The sequence below is a fragment of the Micromonospora sp. WMMD987 genome, from assembly GCF_029581435.1.
In the GTDB taxonomy this organism is placed as follows: domain Bacteria; phylum Actinomycetota; class Actinomycetes; order Mycobacteriales; family Micromonosporaceae; genus Micromonospora; species Micromonospora rifamycinica.
The window spans coordinates 5,867,200-5,888,779 of record NZ_CP120861.1 but is presented as its reverse complement, the minus strand read 5'-3'; the positions used below and the strand labels follow the sequence as shown (position 1 = coordinate 5,888,779).

Sequence of the window (21,580 nt, the reverse complement as noted above, 5' to 3'; positions counted from 1 at the left end):
CGCATGTCGGGTCTGCGGGTGGTGACGGCTCTGTGGGCGTACGCGCTCGTCGGGCTGACGTTGCTCGCGGACCGTCCGGGCGACCTGTTGGCCGGCGCGGCGGTGGTGGCCGCGCTGCTGCTGGTCGCCCTGCTGGCGGCCCGACCCCGCCCGGCGCACGCCGCGGGTGGCGGGCGACGGCAGGCGGTCGGGTCACGGATCCGGCGTCGACACGTGCCCCGCCAGGTCGACCCGGACGCGCCGGGTCGGCCGCGTCCCCGGGCACCCGGGGGTTCCCCGCCGGTCGGCTGGTCCCCGGTCGCGGGCTGATCCCGCGCGCCGCCGACCCCCGACCGGTTCCGTCGTCATCCGTCCCACGGTGGACCACCGGTAGCCCTGACGGGCGGCCGGCAGCCGTCCCGTGCGGACGACCGGATTCGGCCCGAGGGGTTCCATCATGCTCGCCTTCTCACCTGTGCACGACGCGGCGGCCGCCGCGGGTTCCGTTGTCGGCTGGCTCACCGGGCTGCTGACACCGCTGGCCGGCGGGGCCGCCACCGCCGCCGCGATCGTGGTGTTCACCGTCGCGGTCCGGCTGCTGATCTCACCGCTCACCGTCGCCCAGGTCCGTGCGGAGCGGCGTCGCGCGGCGCTCGCCCCGCAACTGCGCCAGCTCCGGCAGCGGTACGCGGGTGACCCGGCGACGTTGCAGTCGGAGGTGTTCGCGCTCTACCGCCGGGCCGGGGCGTCGCCGGTGGCGGGGTGCCTGCCGGCGTTGCTCCAGGCGCCGTTCTTCCTGGTGATGTACCGCCTGTTCGGCACCGGTGACGGTGCCGCCGGGCTGCTCGACGCGCGGCTGGCCGGGGTGCCGCTGGGCTGGCATCTGGGCGACGGGCTGTCGCCGTCGGTGCTGTTGGTCTTCGGGGTGCTGCTGGCGACCCTGGCCGGCCTGGCCACGGTGCTGTCCCGGCGGGCGGCGGCGTCGGCTGCCGTCCCGGCCGACCAGCCGGGGGCGGCGCTGCTGGCCCGGGTGCTGCCGCTGCTGCCGTACGGCACGGTGCTGCTGGCGCTGGTGGTGCCGTTGGCGGCGGTGCTCTACCTGGTCACCACGACCGGGTGGACGGTGGCCGAGCACGTGCTGCTGCGCCGGCCGCGACCGGTGCCGGCCGGAGCCATCGACGAGCGTTGACAAGTGGTGGGACGGGAGCGTAGAAAACCGCTCAGAGAGCGCTCTCTTTGCTCCCGTCCCCCAGAGAGGCATCCCGATGAACGCTGTCCCGGCGGCTCCGGTCGCCCCCACCGCCCCGCGCCGGCCCCGCCGCCGGCTCGCCCTGGCGGTCACCCTCGCCGCCGCCACCGCGCTGACCGGCGTCTCGGTCGCCGCGCAGGCCGCCGTCCCGACCCCGCCCTCGGGGTGGAACCTGGTGTGGAGCGACGACTTCACCGGCGCGGCGGGCACCCTGCCGTCCTCGGCCAACTGGATCGTCGACACCGGCACCAGCTACCCCGGCGGCCCGGCCAACTGGGGCACCGGCGAGATCCAGACGTACACCGGCAGCACCGCCAACCTGGCCCACGACGGGTCCGGCAACCTGCGGATCACCCCGCTGCGCGACTCCGGCGGCCGGTGGACCTCGGCCCGGATCGAGACCGTGCGCACCGACTTCAAGCCCCCGGCCGGCGGGGTGCTGGCGATCGAGGGGCGGATTCAGATGCCCAACGTCACCGGCGCGCAGGCGGCCGGCTACTGGCCGGCGTTCTGGGCACTCGGCTCGCCGTACCGGGGCAACTACCAGAACTGGCCGGGCATCGGCGAGATCGACGTGATGGAGAACGTCAACGGGCTCAACCAGGTGTGGGGCGCGCTGCACTGCGGGGTCGCCCCCGGGGGGCCGTGCAACGAGTTCAGCGGGCTGGGCGCCACCCGGGTCTGCCCCGGCAGCGCCTGCCAGGCCGCCTTCCACACCTACCGCACCGAGTGGGACACCTCGGTCAGCCCGCAGCAACTGCGCTGGTACGTCGACGGCCAGCTGTTCCACACCGTCACCGAGACCCAGGTCGGGGCCGGCTACTGGGCGCAGATGACCGGCCACGGCGGCTACTTCCTGCTGCTCAACGTGGCGATGGGCGGCTCCTTCCCGGACGGGGTGGCCGGGTCGGTCACCCCGACCGGATCGACCGTCTCCGGTCGGCCGATGGTGGTCGACTACGTGGCGGTCTATCGCCGGGGCGGCGGCTCCACCCCGACGCCGACCCCCACCACGCCGCCCCCGACCACGCCGCCCCCGTCGGGCACCGTGGACGCCTACTCGACGATCCAGGCCGAGGCGTTCTCGGCGCAGAACGGGGTGGCCGTCGAGACGTGCGCCGAGGGTGGGCAGAACATCGCCGCGCTGCGTAACGGCGACTGGGCCCGCTACGACAACGTGGACTTCGGCACCAGTGGACCGCGCGACTTCCTGGCCCGGGTGGCCTCCGGGGCGGCGGGCGGGGTGAGCGGCCTGGTCGAGGTGCGGCTGGACAGCCCGACCGGCACCCCGATCGGCAGCTTCGCCCTGGCCAACACCGGGGGTTGGCAGAGCTGGCGGTCGGTGCCCGGCAACGTGTCGGCGGTGACCGGTCGGCACAGCGTCTACCTCACCTTCAGCAGCGGCCAGCCGGCCGACTTCGTCAACGTCAACTGGTTCACCTTCCGCCGGTGAGCCTGCCCGGCCGCGGGTCCGTCGCCGGTACGGCGCGGACCCCCGCCGGTGACCGGGCGGTGGGCTCTGGACATTAACAGTTAAGAGTCTTAATAATGAGCGCGGACGTGGACGACCGTGGATCGGTATCCCGGTCGTCCCGGCGGTCCCACCCCCGGACCGCGCCCCCGGTCCGCGCAGGCGGACCGGTCGCACCCCCCGCCCCGGTCCCTGGAGGCCACCCGTGAGACTCCGCTCCCCCCGCGCGGCCACCCTCGCCGTCGCGCTCGCCGCAGCCCTGGTCACCGGCACGGTCGTGGCCCCGCCGGCCGCGTCCGCCGCCACCGCCGCCTTCGTCCGCACCGCCAGCTGGAGCAGCGGGTACGAGGCGAAGTTCACCGTCACCAACGACACCTCGACCGCCATCAGCTCGTGGAACGTCCAGTTCGACCTGCCGTCCGGCAGCACCGTCGGCTCGTTCTGGGACGCCCGGCTCAGCAGCTCCGGCCAGCACGTCACCGCCCTCAACCAGAGCTGGAACGGCAGCCTCGCGCCGGGTGCCAGCACCAGCTTCGGCTTCGTCGTCGCGGGCACCGGCGACCCGACCAACTGCACGGTCAACGGCGCGGCCTGCACCGGCGGCGGCCCCGGCAACCCGACCGGCCCGGCCACCCCGGGCGGACTACGGGTCACCGGCACCACCGCGTCGTCGGCCACGCTGGCCTGGAACGCCGTCTCCGGCACGGTCACCGGCTACCGGGTCTACGAGGGCGGCACGGTGAAGGCCACCGTCACCGGCACCTCGACCACCGTCTCCGGGCTGGCCGCCTGCTCCACGCACAGCTGGACCGTCACGGCGTACAACGCGGCCGGCGAGTCGGCGAAGTCGTCCCCGGTGTCGGCCACCACCACCGGCTGCACCGGCGGCACCGGCACGATGGCCGCCGCCCCCTACCTCTACCCGGGCTGGGGTGACCCGCCCGCACCGGCCACCGTGATGGGCGCGACCGGGGTGAAGTGGTTCACCATCGCGTTCGTGCTCTCCGGTGGCGGCTGCACCCCGGCCTGGGACGGCTCCGGGCCACTCACCGGTGGCACGCACGCCGGCACCATCGCCGCGATCCGGGCGGCCGGCGGCGACGTCATCCCGTCGTTCGGCGGGTGGAGCGGCAACAAGCTCGGCCCGAACTGCGCGTCGGCCAGCGCCCTCGCCGGGGCGTACCAGCAGGTGATCAACGCGTACGGCCTGAAGGCGATCGACATCGACATCGAGAACAGCGACGAGTTCGAGAACGAGGTGGTGCAGGACCGCATCCTCGGCGCGCTGAAGATCGTCAAGCAGAACAACCCGGGGATCAGGACGATCGTCACCTTCGGCACCTCGACCACCGGGCCGTCGTACCACGGCACCCGGCTGGTCAATCAGGCCGCCGCGCTCGGCGCGAACATCGACACCTTCACCATCATGCCGTTCGACTTCGGCGGCGGGGCGAACATGTACCAGAACACCGTCAACGCCGCCGAGGGGCTGAAGAACACCCTGAAGTCGGCGTTCGGCTGGTCCGACGCGACCGCGTACGCGCACATGGGCATCAGCGGCATGAACGGCCTGTCCGACCAGCGGGAGCTGACCTCGCCGGCCACCTGGACCCAGATCCGGGACTGGGCCAGGGCCCGGGGGCTGTCCCGCTTCACCTTCTGGTCGGTCAACCGGGACCGCGCCTGCCCGGACGGGGGAGTGGTCGCCAACTGCTCCGGCATCGCCCAGAACCTCTGGGAGTTCACCTCGATCACCGCGAGGTTCTGAGCACCACCGCCCGGTGGGGCCGGCCGGTCCGGCGGGCCGGTCTCCCGGGCGGGCGGCCCCTCGGGGCGGGCTGACCTGTGCCGGCCGGCCCGGTCAGTGGACGGCGCGGTGGCCCGGTCAGGGGTCCGTGGGGTGAGCCACGGTCAGTGGTCGGCGGTGACCGAGCGCCGGTCGTCCCGGTCACGCCGGGAGCGGACCTTCTTGGCTGCCCAGCTCACGATCATGACCGCGAAGACCGCGAAGATGGCGTAGTTGAACCAGTCGCTGTACTTCTCCACGTCCTGCCAGCGCGAGCCCAGCGTGTAGCCGAGGCCGACGACCAGCGCGTTCCACACCCCGCTGCCCAGCGTGGTGAGCAGCACGAACTCGCCCATCGGCATCCGGTTCGCGCCGGCCGGGACGGAGACCAGGCTGCGCACCACCGGCACCAGCCGGCCGATCAGCACCGCCCACCGGCCGTGCCGTTCGAACCAGCGGTCGGCCTTCTCCAGGTCGTCCCGGTCGACCAGCGGGATGCGGTCCAGCCAGTGCTTGAGCCGTTCCTCGCCGATCGCCGCGCCGAGCCAGTAGAGCACCAGCGCGCCGACCAGCGAACCGACCGTGGCGGCGGCGACGATCACCACCAGGTTGAACCGCCCCTCGGCGGCCAGGTAGCCCGCCATCGCCAGCACGATCTCGCTGGGGATCGGCGGGATGATGCTCTCCAACGCCACCAGGAAGGCGACACCGACCGCCCCGAGCGAGTCGATGACGCTCGCCACCCAACCGGTCAGCCCGGTGAACTTGTTCGGGTCGACATCCTGGGCGAGGGCCATTGTCGTCCTTTCGCGGCACCGGTGGGACCGACACTGTTACCCGCTGGGCCGCCGCCTACACCTGGTCGTGGGCCGTTCCACCCGCCGCCGCCCGGCCTCCCGACCCCGCTGACCCCGGTCGCGGCCGGACCGGCCCCGGCTGATCCGGGGGTCAGCCGGGCGTGCTCCGGCCCAGTCCCGTGACGTGGCCCGGAGCCGGGCAGAGGTTTCCGGTGGTCAGTCCGTCGGGTGCAGGGCCGGGTCCGCCGGCCCCTGCCGCCAGCCGGTGAACCGGACGGTCAACCCGCCCCGGGAGGGCGAGCAGCAGAACGGCCCGGCCAGCGCGGCCGCGTCCGGGGCGAGCGGGGCGAGCCGGACCAGCCGCCACGCCGTACCGTCGGTGCGCGCCCGGACGGTCAGCGCATCGCCGTCCCGGCTGACCCGCACGGTCACCTCGTGCCCGGTCCAGTCCGGCACCGGGGCCACCGACCAGTCCGAGACCTCGCGGGTGACCACCGCGCCGACCTGCGGCAACCCGTCGCTGATCTCCACCCCGGCCTTCACCCAGTTCCGTTCGTCCACCCGGACCAGCACCCCGGCCTGGTCGAACTGCGCCGTGTAGTCCAGCACGAAGGTCACCTCGACCGCGGTGCCGACGGGGAACCCGGCGAGCAGCGCCGACCCGTCGTCGTGGACGAAGCCGTAACTGGTGTGCCGCCACAGGTCGCTCTCCGCGCCCGGCTCGACCAGCAGGCCGCCGTCGGTCCGCTCCACCCGTACCGGTGGGTGCAGCCACCGGCCCTCGTCCCAGTCCACCACGCGGGGGGCCACCGTCGGATGATCAGCCATGCCGGCACCGTACCCCGGACGACGGTGACCGGGTGCCCGGTGCGGGAGCGGTGACCCGGGCCGTCCGGTGCGGCCAGCGGAGGAGGTCTCGCGTTTGCGGTGCCGACGGATCGGAGACATTAGGCCGGCATGGGTGACAGGTGGTATTCCGAGGCCGTCGTCTACTGCCTCGACGTCGACACGTACGCGGACTCCGACGGTGACGGGATCGGTGACTTCCGGGGCCTGATCGGGCGGCTCGACTACCTGGCGCGGCTGGGGGTGACCTGCCTCTGGCTCAACCCCATCCATCCCTCGCCCAACCAGGACGACGGCTACGACGCGACCGACTTCTACAATGTCGACCCGCGCCTGGGAACCCTCGGTGACTTCGCCGAACTGCTGCACCAGGCCCAGAACCGGGGCATCCGGGTGATCATCGACCTGGTGGTCAACCACACCTCCGACCAGCACCCGTGGTTCCAGTCCGCCCGTTCCTCGCCCGACTCGCCGTACCGCGACTGGTACGTCTGGGCCGACCACGAGCCGGCGGACCGGTACCAGGGCATGGTCTTCCCGGGCGAGCAGCACGAGACGTGGAGCTACGACCGGACCGCCAAGGCGTGGTACTACCACCGCTTCTACAAGTTCCAGCCGGACCTGAACATCGAGAACCCGAAGGTCCGCGCCGAGATCAAGAAGATCACCTCGTTCTGGCTCCAGCTCGGTGTCTCCGGGTTCCGGATGGACGCCGTGCCGTTCATCATCGAGCAGACCGAACCGGGCAACCCGAACGCGCCCAAGGACTTCGACTTCCTCACCGACCTGCGCCAGCACGTCCAGTGGCGGCGCGGCGACGCGGTGCTGCTCGCCGAGGCGAACGTCGAACCGGACCAGCTGCCGGTCTACTTCGGCGACGGCAGCGGCTCGGGCAACCGGATCCACATGCTCTTCGACTTCATGCTCAACGGCCGGCTCATGCTCGCCCTGGCCCGGGAGGACCCGGAGGCGATCATCGACGCGCTGCGGGACACCCCGAAGCTGCCCACCGGCGGCCAGTGGGCCACCTTCCTGCGCAACCACGACGAGATCGACCTGTCCCGGCTCACCGCCGACCAGCGCAACGACGTGCTGGCGAAGTTCGGGCCGGACGAGAACATGCAGCTCTACGGCCGGGGCATCCGGCGTCGGCTCGCCCCGATGCTCGGCAACGACCGCCGGCACATCGAGCTGGCGTACGCGCTCCAGTTCTCGCTGCGCGGCACCCCGGTGCTGCGGTACGGCGAGGAGATCGGGATGGGCGAGAACCTGGCGCTCGACGGGCGGGACGCTATCCGTACCCCGATGCAGTGGTCGTACAAGGAGAACGCGGGCTTCTCGACCGCCGACCCGGAGAAGCTGGTCCGCCCGGTGATCGACAAGGGTGACTTCGGCTACCAGAAGGTCAACGTCACCGCCCAACGGGGCGACGCGACGTCGCTGCTGGCCTGGTTCGAGCGGATGATCCGGACGTTGCGGGAGGCCCCGGAGATCGGCTCCGGCTCGACCTCGCACATCGACGTGCCGGTGCCGGCCGGGGTGCTCGCGCACCGCGCCGACGGCCCCACCGGCACCATGGTCTTCCTGCACAACCTCGGCACCGAGGACGTCGAGGTGGACCTGGGCACCCTGGCCGCCGAGGCGGACCTGCCGATCGACGTCCTCAGCGACCGGGGTTACGGCGACGTGGGCAAGCTGGACAGCCTGAAGCTGGGTGGGCACGGCTACCGCTGGATCCGGCTCTGCCGGTCCACCACCTACTGACCGCACCCCGTCGCCGGCCCGCACCCGTCGCCGGCCGGCAACGTCGCCGGCCGGCGACGGGTCCGTCCGGGCCGCCGTTGCGTTAAGCTCCTCCGATCGAGCCACAAGTTACCGGGAGGTAATCGTGTCGGAGGAGCCCCGCGTCGCCATCGTGACCGGAGCCGCGCGCGGCATCGGCGCGGCCACCGCCCGGCGGTTGGCCGCCGACGGCATGGCGGTCGCCGTGGTCGACATCGAGGAGTCGGCGACCGGGCAGACGGTCGACGCGATCACCGCCGCCGGTGGCCGGGCGCTCGGGGTCGGCGCGGACGTCGCCGACCGGTCCCAGGTGGAGGCCGCCGTCGCGCGGGTCGCCAGCGAACTGGGCGAGCCGACCGTCCTGGTCAACAACGCCGGGGTGCTGCGGGACAACCTGCTGTTCAAGATGACCGACGCCGACTGGGACACCGTGCTGGGGGTGCACCTGCGCGGCGCGTTCCTGTTCAGCCAGGCGGCCCAGCGGCACATGGTCGAGCAGAAGTACGGCCGGATCGTCAACCTCTCCAGCACCTCCGCGCTGGGCAACCGGGGCCAGGCCAACTACGCGGCGGCGAAGGCGGGCCTCCAGGGCTTCACCAAGACCCTCGCCATCGAGCTGGGGCCGTTCGGGATCACCGTCAACGCGGTCGCCCCCGGCTTCATCGTCACCGACATGACCGCCGCCACCGCGGCCCGGATGAAGGTCGACTTCGAGGCGCTCCAGAAGCACGCCGCCGCCGAGATCCCGGTCCGCCGTCCCGGCCGCCCGGAGGACGTCGCGCACACCATCTCGTTCCTGGCCAGCGAGGGTGCGTCCTTCGTCTCCGGCCAGGTCATCTACGTCGCCGGGGGGCCGAAGGACTGACCAGCACGCCTGTCGCCTGTCGCCCCGGGGGCCTCAGGCGTGGGGGCGGGTGGCGGCGCGGGTACGCCAGAGCCAGAGCAGCCCCAGCACCGGCAGCAGCAGCGGGATGTAGCCGTACCCGCTGCCGAAGCCGGACCAGACCGTCTCGTCGGGGAAGAGTCCGGGGTCGACCAGACTGAGCACCCCGACGCCGAGCACCCCCACCAGCTCCACCGAGCAGCAGGCCAGCGCGACCCGGCGGCCGGCGTGCCCGGCGCGGGCCAGCCCGACCGCCGCCACGATGTAGATCAACGCGGCCACCGCCGAGAGCAGGTACGCCACCGGCGCCTGGTCGAACTTCGTGGCGATCTGGAGGCCGGCCCGGGAGGTGGCGGCGATGGCGAACAGGATGTAGACGGCGATCAGCAGCCGGCCCGGTCCCGCGTTGGTGGCGCGGTGCGTCGCGCGGGTGTCAGCCACCGGCGACCTCCCAGGTCTGTTGCAGCCGGACCACGACCACCGGCAGGACCAGGCAGACCGCGCAGACGATCGCCGACCCCCACCGGGTCGGCTCCATCCGGGCCAGCACCCAGGCCAGTGGGGGCAGGCAGACCAGCGTCACCAGGTATCCGAAGAACGCGCCCGGCTCGCCGGCCCGCTCGCCCCCGGCGACGGCCACCAGGGCCAGCACGGTCAGCGCCAGCAGCGCCACCTCCAGCAGGCCCAGCCCGACGGACTGCACCCGGTCCGGCGGCCGGTGCCGGACCGCCGCCACCAGAGCCCACAACGCGAGGACGAGCGACAGCACGATCGTCACCGTGGCGGGGACGCCGTCCACCGGCGAACCGGCCGACGCCGCACCGGTCATCGCGGACGTCCGATGGGTGTGTCGTTCACCGGCACAGCCTACTGACCGCCACGGCACGCCCGGACGGCCATGTCGGCTGCGGCCTGCGGTACGGCGCGTCGGCTGCGGCCCGCTGGGCGGCGTGCATCGCTGCGGCCCGTGGTGCGGCGTGCATCGCGGCGGCCCGCTGGGCGGGCGACTAGCGTGGGCGTCGGCCACGGGCTCCCGTGGCCGACGACGACACCGGGGGTTCCTCGTGCTGCGGTTCGGCCTGTTCGGCACCGGTCACTGGGCGGCGCAGACGCACGGCGCGGGGCTGGACGCGCATCCACGCGCCGCGTTGGCCGGCGTCTGGGGGCGCAACCCGCAACGGGCCGCCGCATTGGCCGCCCGGCTCGGCGTACCGGCGTTCGACGATGCCGACGCGCTGATCGACGCCTGTGACGCGGTGGCCGTGGCGCTGCCCCCGGACGTGCAGGCCGGGATCGCCGTCCGGGCCGCCACCGCCGGCCGGCACCTGCTGCTGGACAAGCCGCTGGCGCTCGGGACCGCCGACGCCGACCGGGTCGTCGCCGCCGCGCAGGCCGCCGGGGTGGCCTCGGTGGTCTTCTTCACCCAGCGGTTCCTGCCGAACATCGACGCCTTCCTCGCCGCCACCGCCGCGGCCGGCGGTTGGCAGCACGCCCGGGCCGTCCAGCTCGCCTCGATCTACCAGCCCGGCAGCCCGTACGGCGGCTCCGCCTGGCGGCGGGAGCAGGGGGCGCTGTGGGACATCGGCCCGCACGCGCTGTCGATCGTCCTGCCGGTGCTCGGCCGGGTCACCCGGGTGGCGGCCATGGACGGCCCCCGGGGCCTGGTGCACCTGCTGCTCACCCACGACGGCGGCGCGACCAGCGCCCTGTCGCTGACCCTGGACGCGCCACCGGCGGCGGTCACCCGGGACTACACCTTCTACGGCGAGAACGGCACCAGCTCCGTCCCACCGGGCGACGGCAGCGCGCTGACCGCCTTCGGCACGGCCGTCGACCAGCTGCTGGCGCAGGTCGACTCGGGCGCCCGGGACCACCGGTGCGACGTCCGTTTCGGTCGGGAGGTGGTGGCCGTCCTGGCGGCGGCGGAGACCGCCCGCGCCGAGGCCCGTACCGTCGACGTCTGACCCGACCCGCCGGGACCGCCGGCCGGATCGTCGGGCACCGGTCGTCCGCAGGCAGGGGCAGTCCGTGGGTCAGGTCAGGGTGCCGAGGGCCTCGTGCAGCGCGGCCGGGTCGTCGAACCGTTCGACCGGCAGGGTACGCAGCCGCTGGAGCAGGTCGGTGCTCGCGCCGTTCTCCTGCCCCCAGCGGACCAGGTCCTCCCGGGAGACCGGATAGTCGAGGCCGGCCAGGTACTCCTGCAACCGCATCCCGGTGCCGCTCATGACCGTCCGGCTACCCGTTCCGGCCGCCGCCACACCGCCCACACCGACCGGCACGGGACTGGGCGGCCCCGGATCGGGGTCGGGACCGTCCGGTTCGGGGCGGCGGTTCGGGGCGGCACCTCCGGGGCGGGCGGCGGGGCGGGATCGTCCGGGGCGGCGGGACGGTCCGGGCCGGGCGGCGTTTGTCCGCCGACGCCGCCGGGTAGCCCCGCCCATGCTGGTACAGCGGCTCGGTACGCCGGGCGACTTCGACCCGTTGCTGGACCGGGTCCGGGACGCCCGCATGGTCATGATCGGTGAGGCGACGCACGGCAGCCACGACTACTACCGGTTACGCGAGCAGCTCACCCGGCGGCTCATCGCCGAGCAGGGGTTCGACTTCGTGGCGGTGGAGGGGGACTGGCCGGCCTGTGACCGGGTGCACCGGTCGGTGGTCGGCGCACCCGGTGGCGCACCGGACCCGCGTACCGCCCTGGGGGGTTTCACCCGGTGGCCGACCTGGATGTGGGCCAACGCCGAGGTGGACCGGTTCTGCCGCTGGCTGCGGGCGTGGAACCTGCAACGTCCCGAGGGGGAGCGGACCGGCTTCCACGGGCTGGACGTCTACAGCCTCGGGGAGTCCATGCAGGCGATCTTCGACTACCTCGGCGAGGAGGACCCGGGCGCGATGGAGGCGGCGCAGGACGCGTACCGGTGCTTCGAGCCGTACGGCGGGCGGGTCGAGGCGTACGGCGCGGCGAGCCGGTTCGTCTCGGCGCGCTGCGAGGAGGAGGTGGTCCGGCTGCTGGCGCGTACCCGGGCGCATGTCGTCTCGGACGGCCCGGAGGCCTTCGCCGCCTGGCAGAACGCGGAGGTGGTGGCCGGCGCGGAACGGTACTACCGGGCGATGGTGCACGGCGGACCGGATTCCTGGAACGTGCGGGACATCCACATGGCGGACACCCTGGACCGGTTGCTGGACCGCTACGGTCCGGCGGCACGCGGGATCGTCTGGGCGCACAACACCCACATCGGGGACGCCCGCGCCACCGACATGGCCGGCGACGGGATGGTCAACATCGGGCAGCTGGTCCGGGAACGGTGGGGCCGGGACGCGGTGACGCTGATCGGCCTCGGCGGCTACCGGGGGACGGTGGTCGCCGCCCCGCACTGGGGCTCACCGGCCGAGGTGATGACGGTGCCGCCGGCCCTGGAGGGTTCGGTGGAACACCGGCTGCACGGGCTGCTGCCGGAGCGGGCGGTGCTCGTCTTCGGGGGCGCCGACCAACCCGCCTGGTTCACCGGCGTGGCCGACCACCGGGCGATCGGGGTGGTCTACGACCCGGCCGCCGAGCGTTGGGGCAACTACGTGCCCACCCGGCTGGCCGACCGCTACGACGCCTTCGTCTGGTGCGACGACTCCACCGCCCTGCACCCGCTCCCCGCCGCGACCACCGTCAACGAGCTGGAAACCTACCCCTCCGGCCTCTGACCCACCCCACGCGCCAACCCCCCACCATGCTGGCCGGACCCCACCCTGCTGGTGGATCATGGGGTTGTGGTGCCCGGTCGGTGGTTTTCTGCCACCATTGTCCGGCACCACAACCCCATGATCGACAGGGGGGCGGGTGGGGGTCAGACGTTGACCGGCTGCTTGTCGAGGTGGGCGCGGAGGCCCTCACCCTCGATGTCGACGTTCGGTAGCGCCCGGTCCAGCCAGCGGGGGAGCCACCAGGCCCGGGTGTTCAGCAGCGACATCACCGCGGGAACGATGGTCATCCGGACCACGAAGGCGTCGATGGCGACACCGACCGCCAGCGCGAAGCCCATCGACTTGATCACCGGGTCGTCGAGGAAGATGAAGCCGCCGAAGACCGACATCATGATCAGCGCGGCGGCGGTGACCACCCGGGCACCGTGCCCCATCCCGTTGATGGTGGCCTGCCGGGCGGTGTCCCCGTGTACGAAGTCCTCCCGCATCCGGGAGACCAGGAAGACCTCGTAGTCCATGGCCAGACCGAACAGGATGCCGATCAGCAGGATCGGCAGGAAGCTGATCAGCGGGGCCGGGCTGTCCAGGCCGACCAGGCCGGCGAGGTGGCCCTGCTGGAACACCGCGACGGTGATGCCGAAGGTGGCGGCGACGGTGAGCAGGAAGCCCAGGGCCGCCTTCACCGGCACCAGGATCGACCGGAAGACCAGCATCAGCAGCAGGATTGACAAGCCCACCACCAGCAGCAGGTAGACCGGCATCGCGTCGGCGAGCTTCTCGGACACGTCGATGCCGATCGCGGTCACCCCGGTCAGCAGCACCTCGGCGTCACCGACCGAGCCCACCCGGTCCCGGATGTCGTGGACCAGGGTCTCGGTGGCGGCGTCGGTCGGACCGCTCTTCGGGATCACCCCGATCAGCGCCGTGCGCCCGGACGGGTCGAGCTGCGGCGGAGCCACCGCCAACACCCCTTCGGTCCGCTGGACCAGCGCCGTGACCTGGGGTACCGCGGTCGCGGTCTCCTGCGGGGAATCCGAGGTGACCACCACGGCGAGCCGGCCGGTGAACCCCGGACCGAATCCTTCCCGGATCAGGTCGGCGCTGGTCCGGGCCGGGCTGCCCACCGGGGCGGTGCTGGCGTCCGGCAGGGCGATCCGCATGTCCTGGGCCGGCAGGGCGAGCAGCCCCAGGCCGAGCAGGCCGACCAGGATGACCGGGACGCGCAGCCGGGTCACCCAGTGCGCCCAGCGGAAACCGAAACCGGAGCGGTCCTCGGCGGCCGGCGTGGCGGCGGCTCCGGTCGTCCCGGTGCTCTCGGTCGCCTCGGTGGCGGTCGCCTCCCCGGCTCTGCGCAGCTTGCGGGGGAGCACCCGGCGGCCGGCGAAGCCGAGCAGTGCCGGAGCCAGGGTGATCGCCACCAGTACCGCCACGCTGACCGTGCCGGCGGCGGCGAGACCCATCACGGTGAGGAACGGGATGCCGACGACGGCGAGTCCGGCGAGCGCGATGACCACGGTGGCGCCGGCGAAGACGACGGCGGAACCGGCGGTGCCGACGGCCCGGCCGACCGCCTCCTCGGGGCTGAGCCCTTCGATCAGGTGCTGCCGGTGACGGGAGGTGATGAACAGCGAGTAGTCGATGCCGACCGCCAGGCCCAGCATCAGGGCCAGGATGGGCGCGGTGCTGGTCAGCTCCACCGCGCCGCTGAGGGCGAACAGGCCGGCCATCCCGACCCCGACGCCGATCAGCGCGTTCAGCATGGTCATCCCGGCGGCGACCAGCGAGCCGAAGGTGATGATCAGGACGATCGCGGCGACCAGCACACCCAGGGCCTCGGTCGAGCCGACCTCCGGTTCGGCGTTGAGGACCTCACCGCCGGGGGCGATCTGCCAGCCCTGCGCCTCGGCCTTCGCGCCGACCTTCTCGTACGCCTCGCGCTGGTCGGCGGTGACGTCGTCGCCGACGGTGGCGAACTGCACCTGGATCAGCGCGAACCGGCCGTTGGGGGTGATCGCCTGGGACCGGTACGGGTCGACCGCGCCGACCACCCCGGGCAGCGTCGCCGCCTCCTGGACGACCTCCTTGACCACGGCCTGTCCCTCGGGGGTGGTCAACTGGCCGTCCGCGGGAGCCTTCACCGCGATGGTGCCGGTGGCGCCGCTGGCCGCCGGGAACCGCTCGGCGAGCAGGTCCAGCGCCTGCTGCGACTCGGTGCCGGGCATGGTGAAGTTGCTGGCCGTCGGTCCCTTCAGGGTGGCGGCGGCGATGCCGAGGCCGACGAGTACGACGAGCCAGACGGCGACGACGAGTCGCCGGCGGCGCAACGATGCCCGGCCTAGCCGGTACAGCAGGGTCGCCATCAGATCCTTGTCCTCAATCCTGGTGTTGGTAGTCGGGAGTTGGCGGTGGTGGCGGCGGTGCGGGAGTCACGAGCACCCGCTGGGCGACGGCCAGCAGGGCGGGACGCAGTTCCTCGTCGGGGATGTCGGCGAACGCGCCGCACCCCTCGGCGATGCCGGCGAGCAGCACCAGCGCGGCGACCCGCGCGTCCTGCCCGCCGTCGGGGCCGGTCATCGCCTCGATCAGCCGTTCCGAGATCCGCTGGATGTGGGCGAAGGCGGGCTGGGCGAGCAGCTCCGGGAACTCTCCGCGGAGCAGCGTGATCTCGCCCCGGAACCGCACCGCGAGGTCGACGAAGCCCTCCGCCGCCGCCCGCTGCGCCGCCGCCCCGGACAGCGCCGAGATCCGCTCGTCCAGCTCGCAGAGTGCCGAGATGGGCCCGGCCATCAGCTCGGCGAGCAGGGTCTCCTTGCCGGCGAAGTGGTAGAGCACCGCCGCCTTGGAACAGCCCACCTCGCGGGCGATGTCCTGCAACGAGGTGCCCTTGTAACCGGTCACCGCGAACCGTCGGGCCGCCGCGGCGAGGATCTCGCCGTGGGTGCGGGGGGCGCGTCGGATCATGCGCTCCAGCATGCCTGACCGATCGGTCAGACACTGACCGATCGGTCAGAGAAAGAGGGTGGCGTTCACCACAGGCCCGCCCTCGCGGCCGGGTGGACCGCCCGCGCCGTACACCGTGCTCCGGGGAACCACCGTCCTCCCGGAGCCCCGGCCGGGCCTCACGGCCGGTCGTGCGCGCGGTCGTAGGCGGCCCGCGCCTCGCTGATCGCCGAACGGTGCCGCTGCGCCCAGGCGGTCAACGCCAGCAGCGGCTCGTACAACTCCCTCGCCATCGGGGTCGCCCGGTACTCGACCCTCGGTGGCACGGTCGGATATGCCCGGCGGTGCAGCAGCCCGTCCCGTTCCAGGTTGCGCAGGGTCAGGGTGAGCATTCGTCGGCTGATCCCCTCCACCCGCCGCTCCAACTCGGAGAAGCGGACCGGTCCCGGGGAGGCGGCCAGCAGGATGCCGATGCTCCACTTGCCGCCCACCCGGTCCAGCGCCTCCCGCAGCGTGCAGCCGGTCTCCCGCCCACCGACGGCGCAGCCGTCGCCACCGTCTTCCACGGCGCATCCGTCAGCACCGTCTTCCACGTGGCCGTGGCCGCTGGCTGCCGCGTCGGCGTGGCCGTCGCCGTTGTCTGCCGCGTCGGCGTGGCCGTCGCCACTGTTCTCCGCGTCGGCGCAGCCGTCGCCGTGTTCCTGGGACACGAGGCCCCTCCTTCCGCCGGTGCCATCGTCACAGACGAACGTCGGGGCGACGGATCCGTGGGTCGCCCGGGTCGGGGTTGCGCCGGGTCGGTGCGGCCGGGAGGGTGGACGGATGGGCGGGGCGCAGGAGACGCGGGACGGGGTCGGCCTGACCAACCTGGACCAGCCCCTGCTCGCCGGGGGCGAGGTGACCAAGCGGGATCTGGTCGACTACCTGGACGCCGTGCGCGACCGCATCCTGCCCGGCCTGCACGACCGGCCGCTGTCGGTGGTCCGGCTGCTGCGCGGGCAGGAGCCGTTCATGCAGAAGAACCTGCCGACGTACACCCCGGAGTGGGTACGCCGTACCGCGATCTGGGCCGAGACCTCCCACCGCCAGGTGTCGTACGCGCTCTGCGACGACCGGCGCACCCTGCTCTGGTTCGCCAACCAGCGGGCCGTCGAGTACCACCCGGCGCTGGTCACCGCGACCCACCCGGAGCGGCCCACCCATCTGGTGCTCGACCTCGACCCGCCCGAGGGGGACGCCTTCCCGGCGGTGGCCCGGGTCGCCGGGGCGGTGCGCCGGGCACTCGCCGACGTCGGGCTGGTCGGCGCGGTGAAGACCAGCGGCGTCAAGGGGCTGCACATCTTCGTCCCGGTGCACCCCGACACCAGCGCCGAGGAGGTGGCCGCCGCCACCCGGGCGCTCGCCGTGCACACCGAACGCCTCGATCCGGAATCCGCCACCACGGCGTTCATCCGCGAGGACCGGGGCGGACGGGTGTTCGTCGACCCGACCCGGTCCGGCGGGGCGACCGTGGTGGCCGCGTACAGCCCCCGGCTGCGCCCCGGGCTGCCGGTGTCGTTCCCGGTGGCCTGGGACGACCTCGACGCCGTCACCCCCGGCGACTTCACCGTACGGGCCGTCCCCGCGCTGCTCGGCGACCGGGATCCGTGGGCCGGGGCGATGCCCGCGCCGCAGCGGCTCCCGGTCGACCTGGTGGCCGAGGGGCGCACCATCCCGGTGCCCCGGGTGCAGGCGATGCACGAGGGGAAACGCCGCGCCAAGGCCCGCCGCGAGACCGGCCACTGACGGCCCGCCGCCCGGCCGTCGACGGTCCTGCCGCCTGCTCTCCGGCCGGCGGCTGGACGCCGGGGCCGCGTATGCGACGAAGGTCGCTGCGGGTCCTGCCGGCGGCTGGACGCCCCGGCGTGTGTACGACGAAGGCCGCTGATCGGGTTTCCCCTGGTCAGCGGCCTTCTCGTGCTGGTCGTCCGTGGTGCCCCCGGCGGGGCATGTCACAGAACTGCAAATGGTCGTTGCCCCCGCCGTCGTCGTCGGCGGGGGCAGCGTTGTTTGTGCTGGTGTGGTGGTGGTGGTGGGTGGCGGGGCGGGGGCCGTCTGCCGTGGCGCGGGTTAGCCGGGCCAGGTGTGGGGCGGCGTGTTGGCTGACGGTGGCTCGGAACGAGACCTGGTTGGTGCGGACGTCGTGGTGGATCTGCACGGCGAAGGCGTCCAGGAGGCGGCGGAGACGGTCGGTTGGTAGTAGGCCGAGTTTGACTTCCATCTCGGGTAGGGCGGCGAGGATGTCGGCGCTGCCGGGGTCGGTGGGCATGGCTTCTTCGAGGTGGGCGAGTTCAGCGGTCTTGATCTCGCGGTCACGGTCGAGTTGGGCTCGGCGTTCGGAGATTTCCGCGAACACGGTGCCGTCGGGGTCGTCGTTCTCCTCGATGACCCGCAGGAGGCGACGGCGACGAGCGGCGATGTCGTCCAGAGTCCGTCGCAGCACTGCGATCTGTCGCCGCTGTTCCTCGGCGGCTTGTTGGGCGGCGATGTCCAGGCTGCGGGTGGCGAGCTGCACCCGGTCGGGGCCGAGGACGTAGGTGTTGAAGAACCGATTGGTGAAGTCGAGCAGCACCTCCTCCGTCACGGAGATCATGCTCGGGTGCCCCTCGGGGATGGCCCTCTCTCGGGGTTGGCAGGAGTAGTAGGTGTACTGGGTGACGGTGCGGCCGAACATGCGTCGCTGGCACGGAGCGCACCAGACGTAGGAGCGCAGCGCGTAGACCCGTTTGGTCTGTCGGTGCCGGTTGGGGGTTCCGTGGTGGGCGTCGGCGCGGGAGCGTTCTCGGGATCGGCCCACGTTCTGGGTGGCGAGGAACGTCTCGATAGACACGATGCCGGGGTGGGTGGGCTGGGCGGAGACGACCCACTGCTCGCGGGGGTTGACCTTGCCGGGGTGCAGTTTGTCTTTGGTCGAGCGCCGGTTCCAGACCATGTGGCCGGTGTACTTGGGGTTGACGAGGATCTCGCGGACCGCCGAGCCGGTCCATCGTCCGACCGCGCGGGCGGGATCGACAGGTTGTGGGGGTGGGTAGCGGTCGAGGTCGGTGTTGAGTCGTTCGGCGATGGCCCGGTAGGACAGCTTCTCGTCGATGCGCCAGGCGTAGATCTGCTCGACCACCGGCCCTCGGTCGGGGTCGATCTTCAGCTTGGTCTTGTGCTTGCCCTCTGCCCGCTTGGCGGGGACCGGGTGTTTGTGCTTCTCGGCGAGGTAGCCGTACGGGGGCTTGCCGACGTTCCAGCCCTGGGTGGTGTGTTCCTCGAAGCCGTCCCACGACTTCTCCAGCATCTCGATCATGTACCACTCGGCGACGCCCTGCTTGGTGCGGCGCAGGAGGATCTGGGCGGCCCGTTTACGGCTGTTCGACTGCATGACCGGCTCGTCGGCGGCCAGCAGTGGCACCCCGGCGAGTTCAAGGTCGTGCTCGATCTTGGTGCCCTGGTGGGTCCAGCGGGCGATGCGGTCGATCGACTCGCAGATGACGACATCGAAGCGGCGATCCGGCGAGGTGGCCTCGTCGAGCATGTCGGCGAGGCCGCCGTCTCGTTGCACGGCGATGTCGAACTTCTGCCACGCGGTGCCCCGGCCGCGCTGGCTGAGTTCCTTGCGGGAGGATTCCACGTCCCAGAACCACGCCACGATGACCATGTTGGGCAGCAGAGCCCGTTCGGAGTTGGTCAACTGCCGGGGGATCGACAGCGTGGGATCCTGCTGCTCCTCGGTCGAGGTACGTCCGAGGAACGCGACCCGGATCGTCCGCTTCGGGGCTGTGGTGGCGGGTGGGCGGAGCCATTCGGGCAGGGTGCTCGTCACAGGTGGCCTCCGTCGCGGATGAGTTGGGTCAGCACGTTGATGTAGGCGACGCTCCGCAGCCGCCAGGGCATGACCGGCAGCCGGTCACCGTCGCGGATCTCGGGGGCGTGGAGGAACTCGATGCCGGCGACCGCGAACGCACGTAGCAGCGCGGTCCTCGTCGCCGTGTCGCAGGACAGGGGGTGGACGTCGGTGCTGATCACGAAGTCGAACCGGCGTTCTGGCCGGTTCGCCTCGGTGAGCAGGGCATCCAGACCACCGTCACGGCTGATCTCCCGCTCGTGGTCGACGGTGAGGGTGGCGGGTGCCCGCCGGTAGTCAGGCCGGGTACCGAGGTCGGAGAACACCGCCGTGATCGCGCCGTAGGGCAGCACCGAGACGCACTGCTGGTACTGACCGCCGACCACGCGGGCTGCCGTGTCGAGGTCGCTGGCCTCGGCGGTCCAGCCGTAGAACGCCACACGCTGGAGCACTTTCGTGCGGTGGATGTTCATGCCTCGGCCAGGGTGCCGGTAGTGCGGTCAGCGGCCCCCGGTGGGCAGGTGGTGACTGCCCCATCGTTCGGTGCGATGGCCGGTGTGTCGTGGGGGCCGTAGACGACGCTGCTGCTGGTGTCGTCGCGGCCGACGGTGGCGTACATGACGTGCGTACCTCCTGCGGTTGGTTGGCGTCGGGGCGGGCCACGGGCCGACCGCTGGTGCTGCCGGTCGACCCGTGGGCGTCGATCACCGCTCAACTCGGTGAAGGGATCAAGACCGCCCCGAGGGCAACACCGGCCACGGCACACCGAGTGGCCCGGAGGGCGACCGGTCAGGCGGGCTCGGCGTGGTGCCGCTGGTCGTGAAGCCAGGTCAGCACGTCGAGGATCACCTCGGCTTGCAGCACGGCCAGCCGCCGACCGGCCTCACCATCGAGCACGGTGACGTCGAACCGCACCTCCGGCACGTCGCCGCGGGCGATCGTGCTCTCTGCCGACTGCTCGTCACCGCGAGCCGGAGACCCGCGATCGGGCGGGGTCGATACCCCGCGATGTCTGCCGTCGTCCGCTTCCCGGGCGGACGGTCCGCGCCCGTCCGGTACTCCCGGATCGGGGGTGCAAGGGACGTGGATAGGGGGGAGGAGCAAACCGGCCGTTGCCGGCTGGGGCCGGCCGCCGGGGGTGGTGGGGCTGGGCTTCGGCATGGGCGTGTGGGCCACGTCCGCCGACGAGCGCTGACACTAAGGGATTACAAATCCGGGCCTCGGATTGGAAACCGCGCTCCGCGCCGAACAACTCGCATTGCCCGCCGGCGCCCGGTTGAACAAGATCCTCAACGGGTTGAACACACAGGTCAGGCTCGTGAGGTGGCGACTTCCGGCGGCACGGAAGCGGCGTGGAACGCCGATACGATCAGTGACAGGTTGCATAGAATCTCCACCCACTTGAACAAGATCACCTTTTGCTTGAGCGCGCGACCTGGCTGACCGCCTCGGGTTGTGGACGAGATCGCCATGTGGTGCGGTGCGTCGGCACGACCCGTCCGCCAACCCCGTCCGCCGTCCCGGGCGGTCGGCGACCCCGTCTCCGCGCCTCGTCCTGCGAGGCCGTCCGCACCAACCAGTGCGACCCCGCCGTCCCCGTCCCCGTCCGCCGTCCGCGCCGGATGGCCTCCGTCCCCGCCGCCTACTCGCCCTGTCCGACCGACCCCCTCGCAGCGGCGCTCGTCCCATGGAGGGGTGACCGCGGTAAGCCCAAGCCCGAATCCTCGGCGCCCGCTGAGCTTGCATCGGTCGAGCTGATTGGCCGCGAAACACGTGCTGTTCAGGGGTGAGGGTTCTAACGAGATGTCTAACGAGTGATCCAACGAGGAACGCAACGACCACGAACAGCCGGGTGAGGACGCCCCCTTCAGTACGTCGTACAAGCACGTCAACGGGGGTGAGGAGGGCCGGTGGACCGGAACCGACTGATAAGAAATATCCCTTCTACCCGCACATCTGCCACCGGCAGTGCCGCGCCTGGCGGCGTCCGCCGTGGCCGCCGAATTCGGCCGACTCACCCCCCGAGAACGTCCCCTGCTCGGCGCACTTCCAGCGACCGAACTGCGGGATGCCTGTGCGCGCCTATGTCTCGGATCTCGTCCCGGGCAGCTCGTGACCGTCGCCGTCGGTCGCCGACGTGAACCACGAAGTCGGGGCAGCACCCATCGTGGTTAACGTGGCGCGGCGTACCCCCGAAGCGCCCGGCCGACGGCGCGGCAGAAGTCCATACTTGATGATCGTGGTGCTGGCCTCTTGGCGTCCGGAGCACGGCTCGACCTC

20 protein-coding genes are annotated in these 21,580 nt (G+C 72.4%); 9 read left to right on the top strand and 11 right to left on the bottom strand.

Annotated features, from left to right (window positions below):
- Positions 1 to 3 precede the first annotated feature (3 nt).
- The 4 genes from O7612_RS24915 (at position 4) to O7612_RS24900 (ending at position 4,467) form a co-directional block, all read left to right on the top strand.
- On the top strand, positions 4 to 309 hold the full coding sequence (locus tag O7612_RS24915) for a DUF6412 domain-containing protein (RefSeq protein ID WP_282267818.1): 306 nt from the start codon (positions 4 to 6) through the stop codon (positions 307 to 309).
- Between the two features lie 127 nt (positions 310 to 436).
- Positions 437 to 1,168 (top strand): membrane protein insertase YidC, encoded by a 732-nt coding sequence (gene yidC, locus O7612_RS24910; protein WP_282267816.1) that lies wholly within the window; start codon positions 437 to 439, stop codon positions 1,166 to 1,168.
- Positions 1,169 to 1,244: 76 nt separating this feature from the next.
- Entirely contained in the window at positions 1,245 to 2,681 is a 1,437-nt protein-coding gene (locus tag O7612_RS24905) for a carbohydrate-binding protein (protein ID WP_282267814.1), read from the top strand.
- Positions 2,682 to 2,904: 223 nt separating this feature from the next.
- On the top strand, positions 2,905 to 4,467 hold the full coding sequence (locus tag O7612_RS24900) for a cellulose binding domain-containing protein (RefSeq protein WP_282267813.1): 1,563 nt from the start codon (positions 2,905 to 2,907) through the stop codon (positions 4,465 to 4,467).
- A gap of 143 nt (positions 4,468 to 4,610) precedes the next feature.
- Here O7612_RS24900 and O7612_RS24895 read toward each other — a convergent pair whose 3' ends face one another.
- Positions 4,611 to 5,282, bottom strand: coding sequence for a DedA family protein (locus O7612_RS24895; RefSeq protein ID WP_282267811.1), 672 nt, complete (start codon positions 5,280 to 5,282; stop codon positions 4,611 to 4,613).
- Between the two features lie 216 nt (positions 5,283 to 5,498).
- Positions 5,499 to 6,110 carry a DUF1349 domain-containing protein gene (locus O7612_RS24890; protein WP_282267809.1) on the bottom strand — a complete coding sequence of 204 codons (612 nt, stop codon included), beginning with the start codon at positions 6,108 to 6,110 and terminating at the stop codon, positions 5,499 to 5,501.
- Positions 6,111 to 6,239: 129 nt separating this feature from the next.
- On the opposite strand from O7612_RS24890, the gene O7612_RS24885 reads away from it, so the two are divergent.
- Both O7612_RS24885 and fabG read left to right on the top strand, forming a co-directional pair.
- The gene (locus O7612_RS24885) at positions 6,240 to 7,892 is read left to right on the top strand and encodes an alpha-amylase family protein (RefSeq protein ID WP_282267808.1); all 1,653 of its coding nucleotides are present in this window, start codon (positions 6,240 to 6,242) and stop codon (positions 7,890 to 7,892) included.
- A 124-nt stretch (positions 7,893 to 8,016) separates the two neighbouring features.
- Complete coding sequence (gene fabG / locus O7612_RS24880; protein WP_282267806.1) at positions 8,017 to 8,775, top strand: 3-oxoacyl-ACP reductase FabG; 759 nt, start codon at positions 8,017 to 8,019, stop codon at positions 8,773 to 8,775.
- 33 nt (positions 8,776 to 8,808) lie between these two features.
- On the opposite strand, the gene O7612_RS24875 is transcribed toward fabG, so the two are convergent.
- Entirely contained in the window at positions 8,809 to 9,234 is a 426-nt protein-coding gene (locus O7612_RS24875; protein ID WP_282267804.1) for a hypothetical protein, read from the bottom strand.
- Positions 9,227 to 9,622 (bottom strand): hypothetical protein, encoded by a 396-nt coding sequence (locus O7612_RS24870; protein WP_282267802.1) that lies wholly within the window; start codon positions 9,620 to 9,622, stop codon positions 9,227 to 9,229. Before O7612_RS24870 ends, O7612_RS24875 begins: the two co-directional genes overlap by 8 nt.
- Positions 9,623 to 9,857: 235 nt before the next feature.
- Here O7612_RS24870 and O7612_RS24865 point away from each other — a divergent pair, with 235 nt between their 5' ends.
- On the top strand, positions 9,858 to 10,757 hold the full coding sequence (locus O7612_RS24865) for a Gfo/Idh/MocA family oxidoreductase (RefSeq protein WP_282267800.1): 900 nt from the start codon (positions 9,858 to 9,860) through the stop codon (positions 10,755 to 10,757).
- A gap of 69 nt (positions 10,758 to 10,826) precedes the next feature.
- Here the strand turns inward: O7612_RS24865 and O7612_RS24860 are convergent, their stop codons facing one another.
- Positions 10,827 to 11,018 (bottom strand): DUF2795 domain-containing protein, encoded by a 192-nt coding sequence (locus O7612_RS24860; RefSeq protein ID WP_282267798.1) that lies wholly within the window; start codon positions 11,016 to 11,018, stop codon positions 10,827 to 10,829.
- A gap of 214 nt (positions 11,019 to 11,232) precedes the next feature.
- Between O7612_RS24860 and O7612_RS24855 the strand changes: the two genes are divergently transcribed.
- Positions 11,233 to 12,489 carry an erythromycin esterase family protein gene (locus O7612_RS24855; protein ID WP_282267796.1) on the top strand — a complete coding sequence of 419 codons (1,257 nt, stop codon included), beginning with the start codon at positions 11,233 to 11,235 and terminating at the stop codon, positions 12,487 to 12,489.
- A 143-nt stretch (positions 12,490 to 12,632) separates the two neighbouring features.
- Here O7612_RS24855 and O7612_RS24850 read toward each other — a convergent pair whose 3' ends face one another.
- The 3 genes from O7612_RS24850 to O7612_RS24840 all read right to left on the bottom strand — a co-directional run bounded on the left by O7612_RS24850 (position 12,633) and on the right by O7612_RS24840 (position 15,995).
- Entirely contained in the window at positions 12,633 to 14,849 is a 2,217-nt protein-coding gene (locus O7612_RS24850; protein WP_282267794.1) for an MMPL family transporter, read from the bottom strand.
- A 13-nt stretch (positions 14,850 to 14,862) separates the two neighbouring features.
- Entirely contained in the window at positions 14,863 to 15,450 is a 588-nt protein-coding gene (locus O7612_RS24845) for a TetR/AcrR family transcriptional regulator (RefSeq protein WP_282267793.1), read from the bottom strand.
- 158 nt (positions 15,451 to 15,608) lie between these two features.
- Positions 15,609 to 15,995, bottom strand: a complete 387-nt coding sequence (locus tag O7612_RS24840) for a helix-turn-helix domain-containing protein (protein WP_282274044.1) — start codon at positions 15,993 to 15,995, stop codon at positions 15,609 to 15,611.
- 256 nt (positions 15,996 to 16,251) lie between these two features.
- Here O7612_RS24840 and ligD point away from each other — a divergent pair, with 256 nt between their 5' ends.
- Complete coding sequence (ligD, locus tag O7612_RS24835) at positions 16,252 to 17,214, top strand: non-homologous end-joining DNA ligase (protein WP_282267791.1); 963 nt, start codon at positions 16,252 to 16,254, stop codon at positions 17,212 to 17,214.
- A gap of 157 nt (positions 17,215 to 17,371) precedes the next feature.
- Here the strand turns inward: ligD and O7612_RS24830 are convergent, their stop codons facing one another.
- From O7612_RS24830 to O7612_RS24820, 3 genes are all read right to left on the bottom strand, one after another.
- The gene (locus O7612_RS24830) at positions 17,372 to 19,279 is read right to left on the bottom strand and encodes a recombinase family protein (RefSeq protein ID WP_282267790.1); all 1,908 of its coding nucleotides are present in this window, start codon (positions 19,277 to 19,279) and stop codon (positions 17,372 to 17,374) included.
- Positions 19,276 to 19,752 carry a hypothetical protein gene (locus tag O7612_RS24825; RefSeq protein WP_282267789.1) on the bottom strand — a complete coding sequence of 159 codons (477 nt, stop codon included), beginning with the start codon at positions 19,750 to 19,752 and terminating at the stop codon, positions 19,276 to 19,278. The genes O7612_RS24830 and O7612_RS24825 overlap by 4 nt, the downstream gene beginning before the upstream one ends.
- A 337-nt stretch (positions 19,753 to 20,089) precedes the next feature.
- Entirely contained in the window at positions 20,090 to 20,215 is a 126-nt protein-coding gene (locus tag O7612_RS24820) for a hypothetical protein (RefSeq protein ID WP_282267787.1), read from the bottom strand.
- Between the last annotated feature and the right edge of the window lie 1,365 nt (positions 20,216 to 21,580).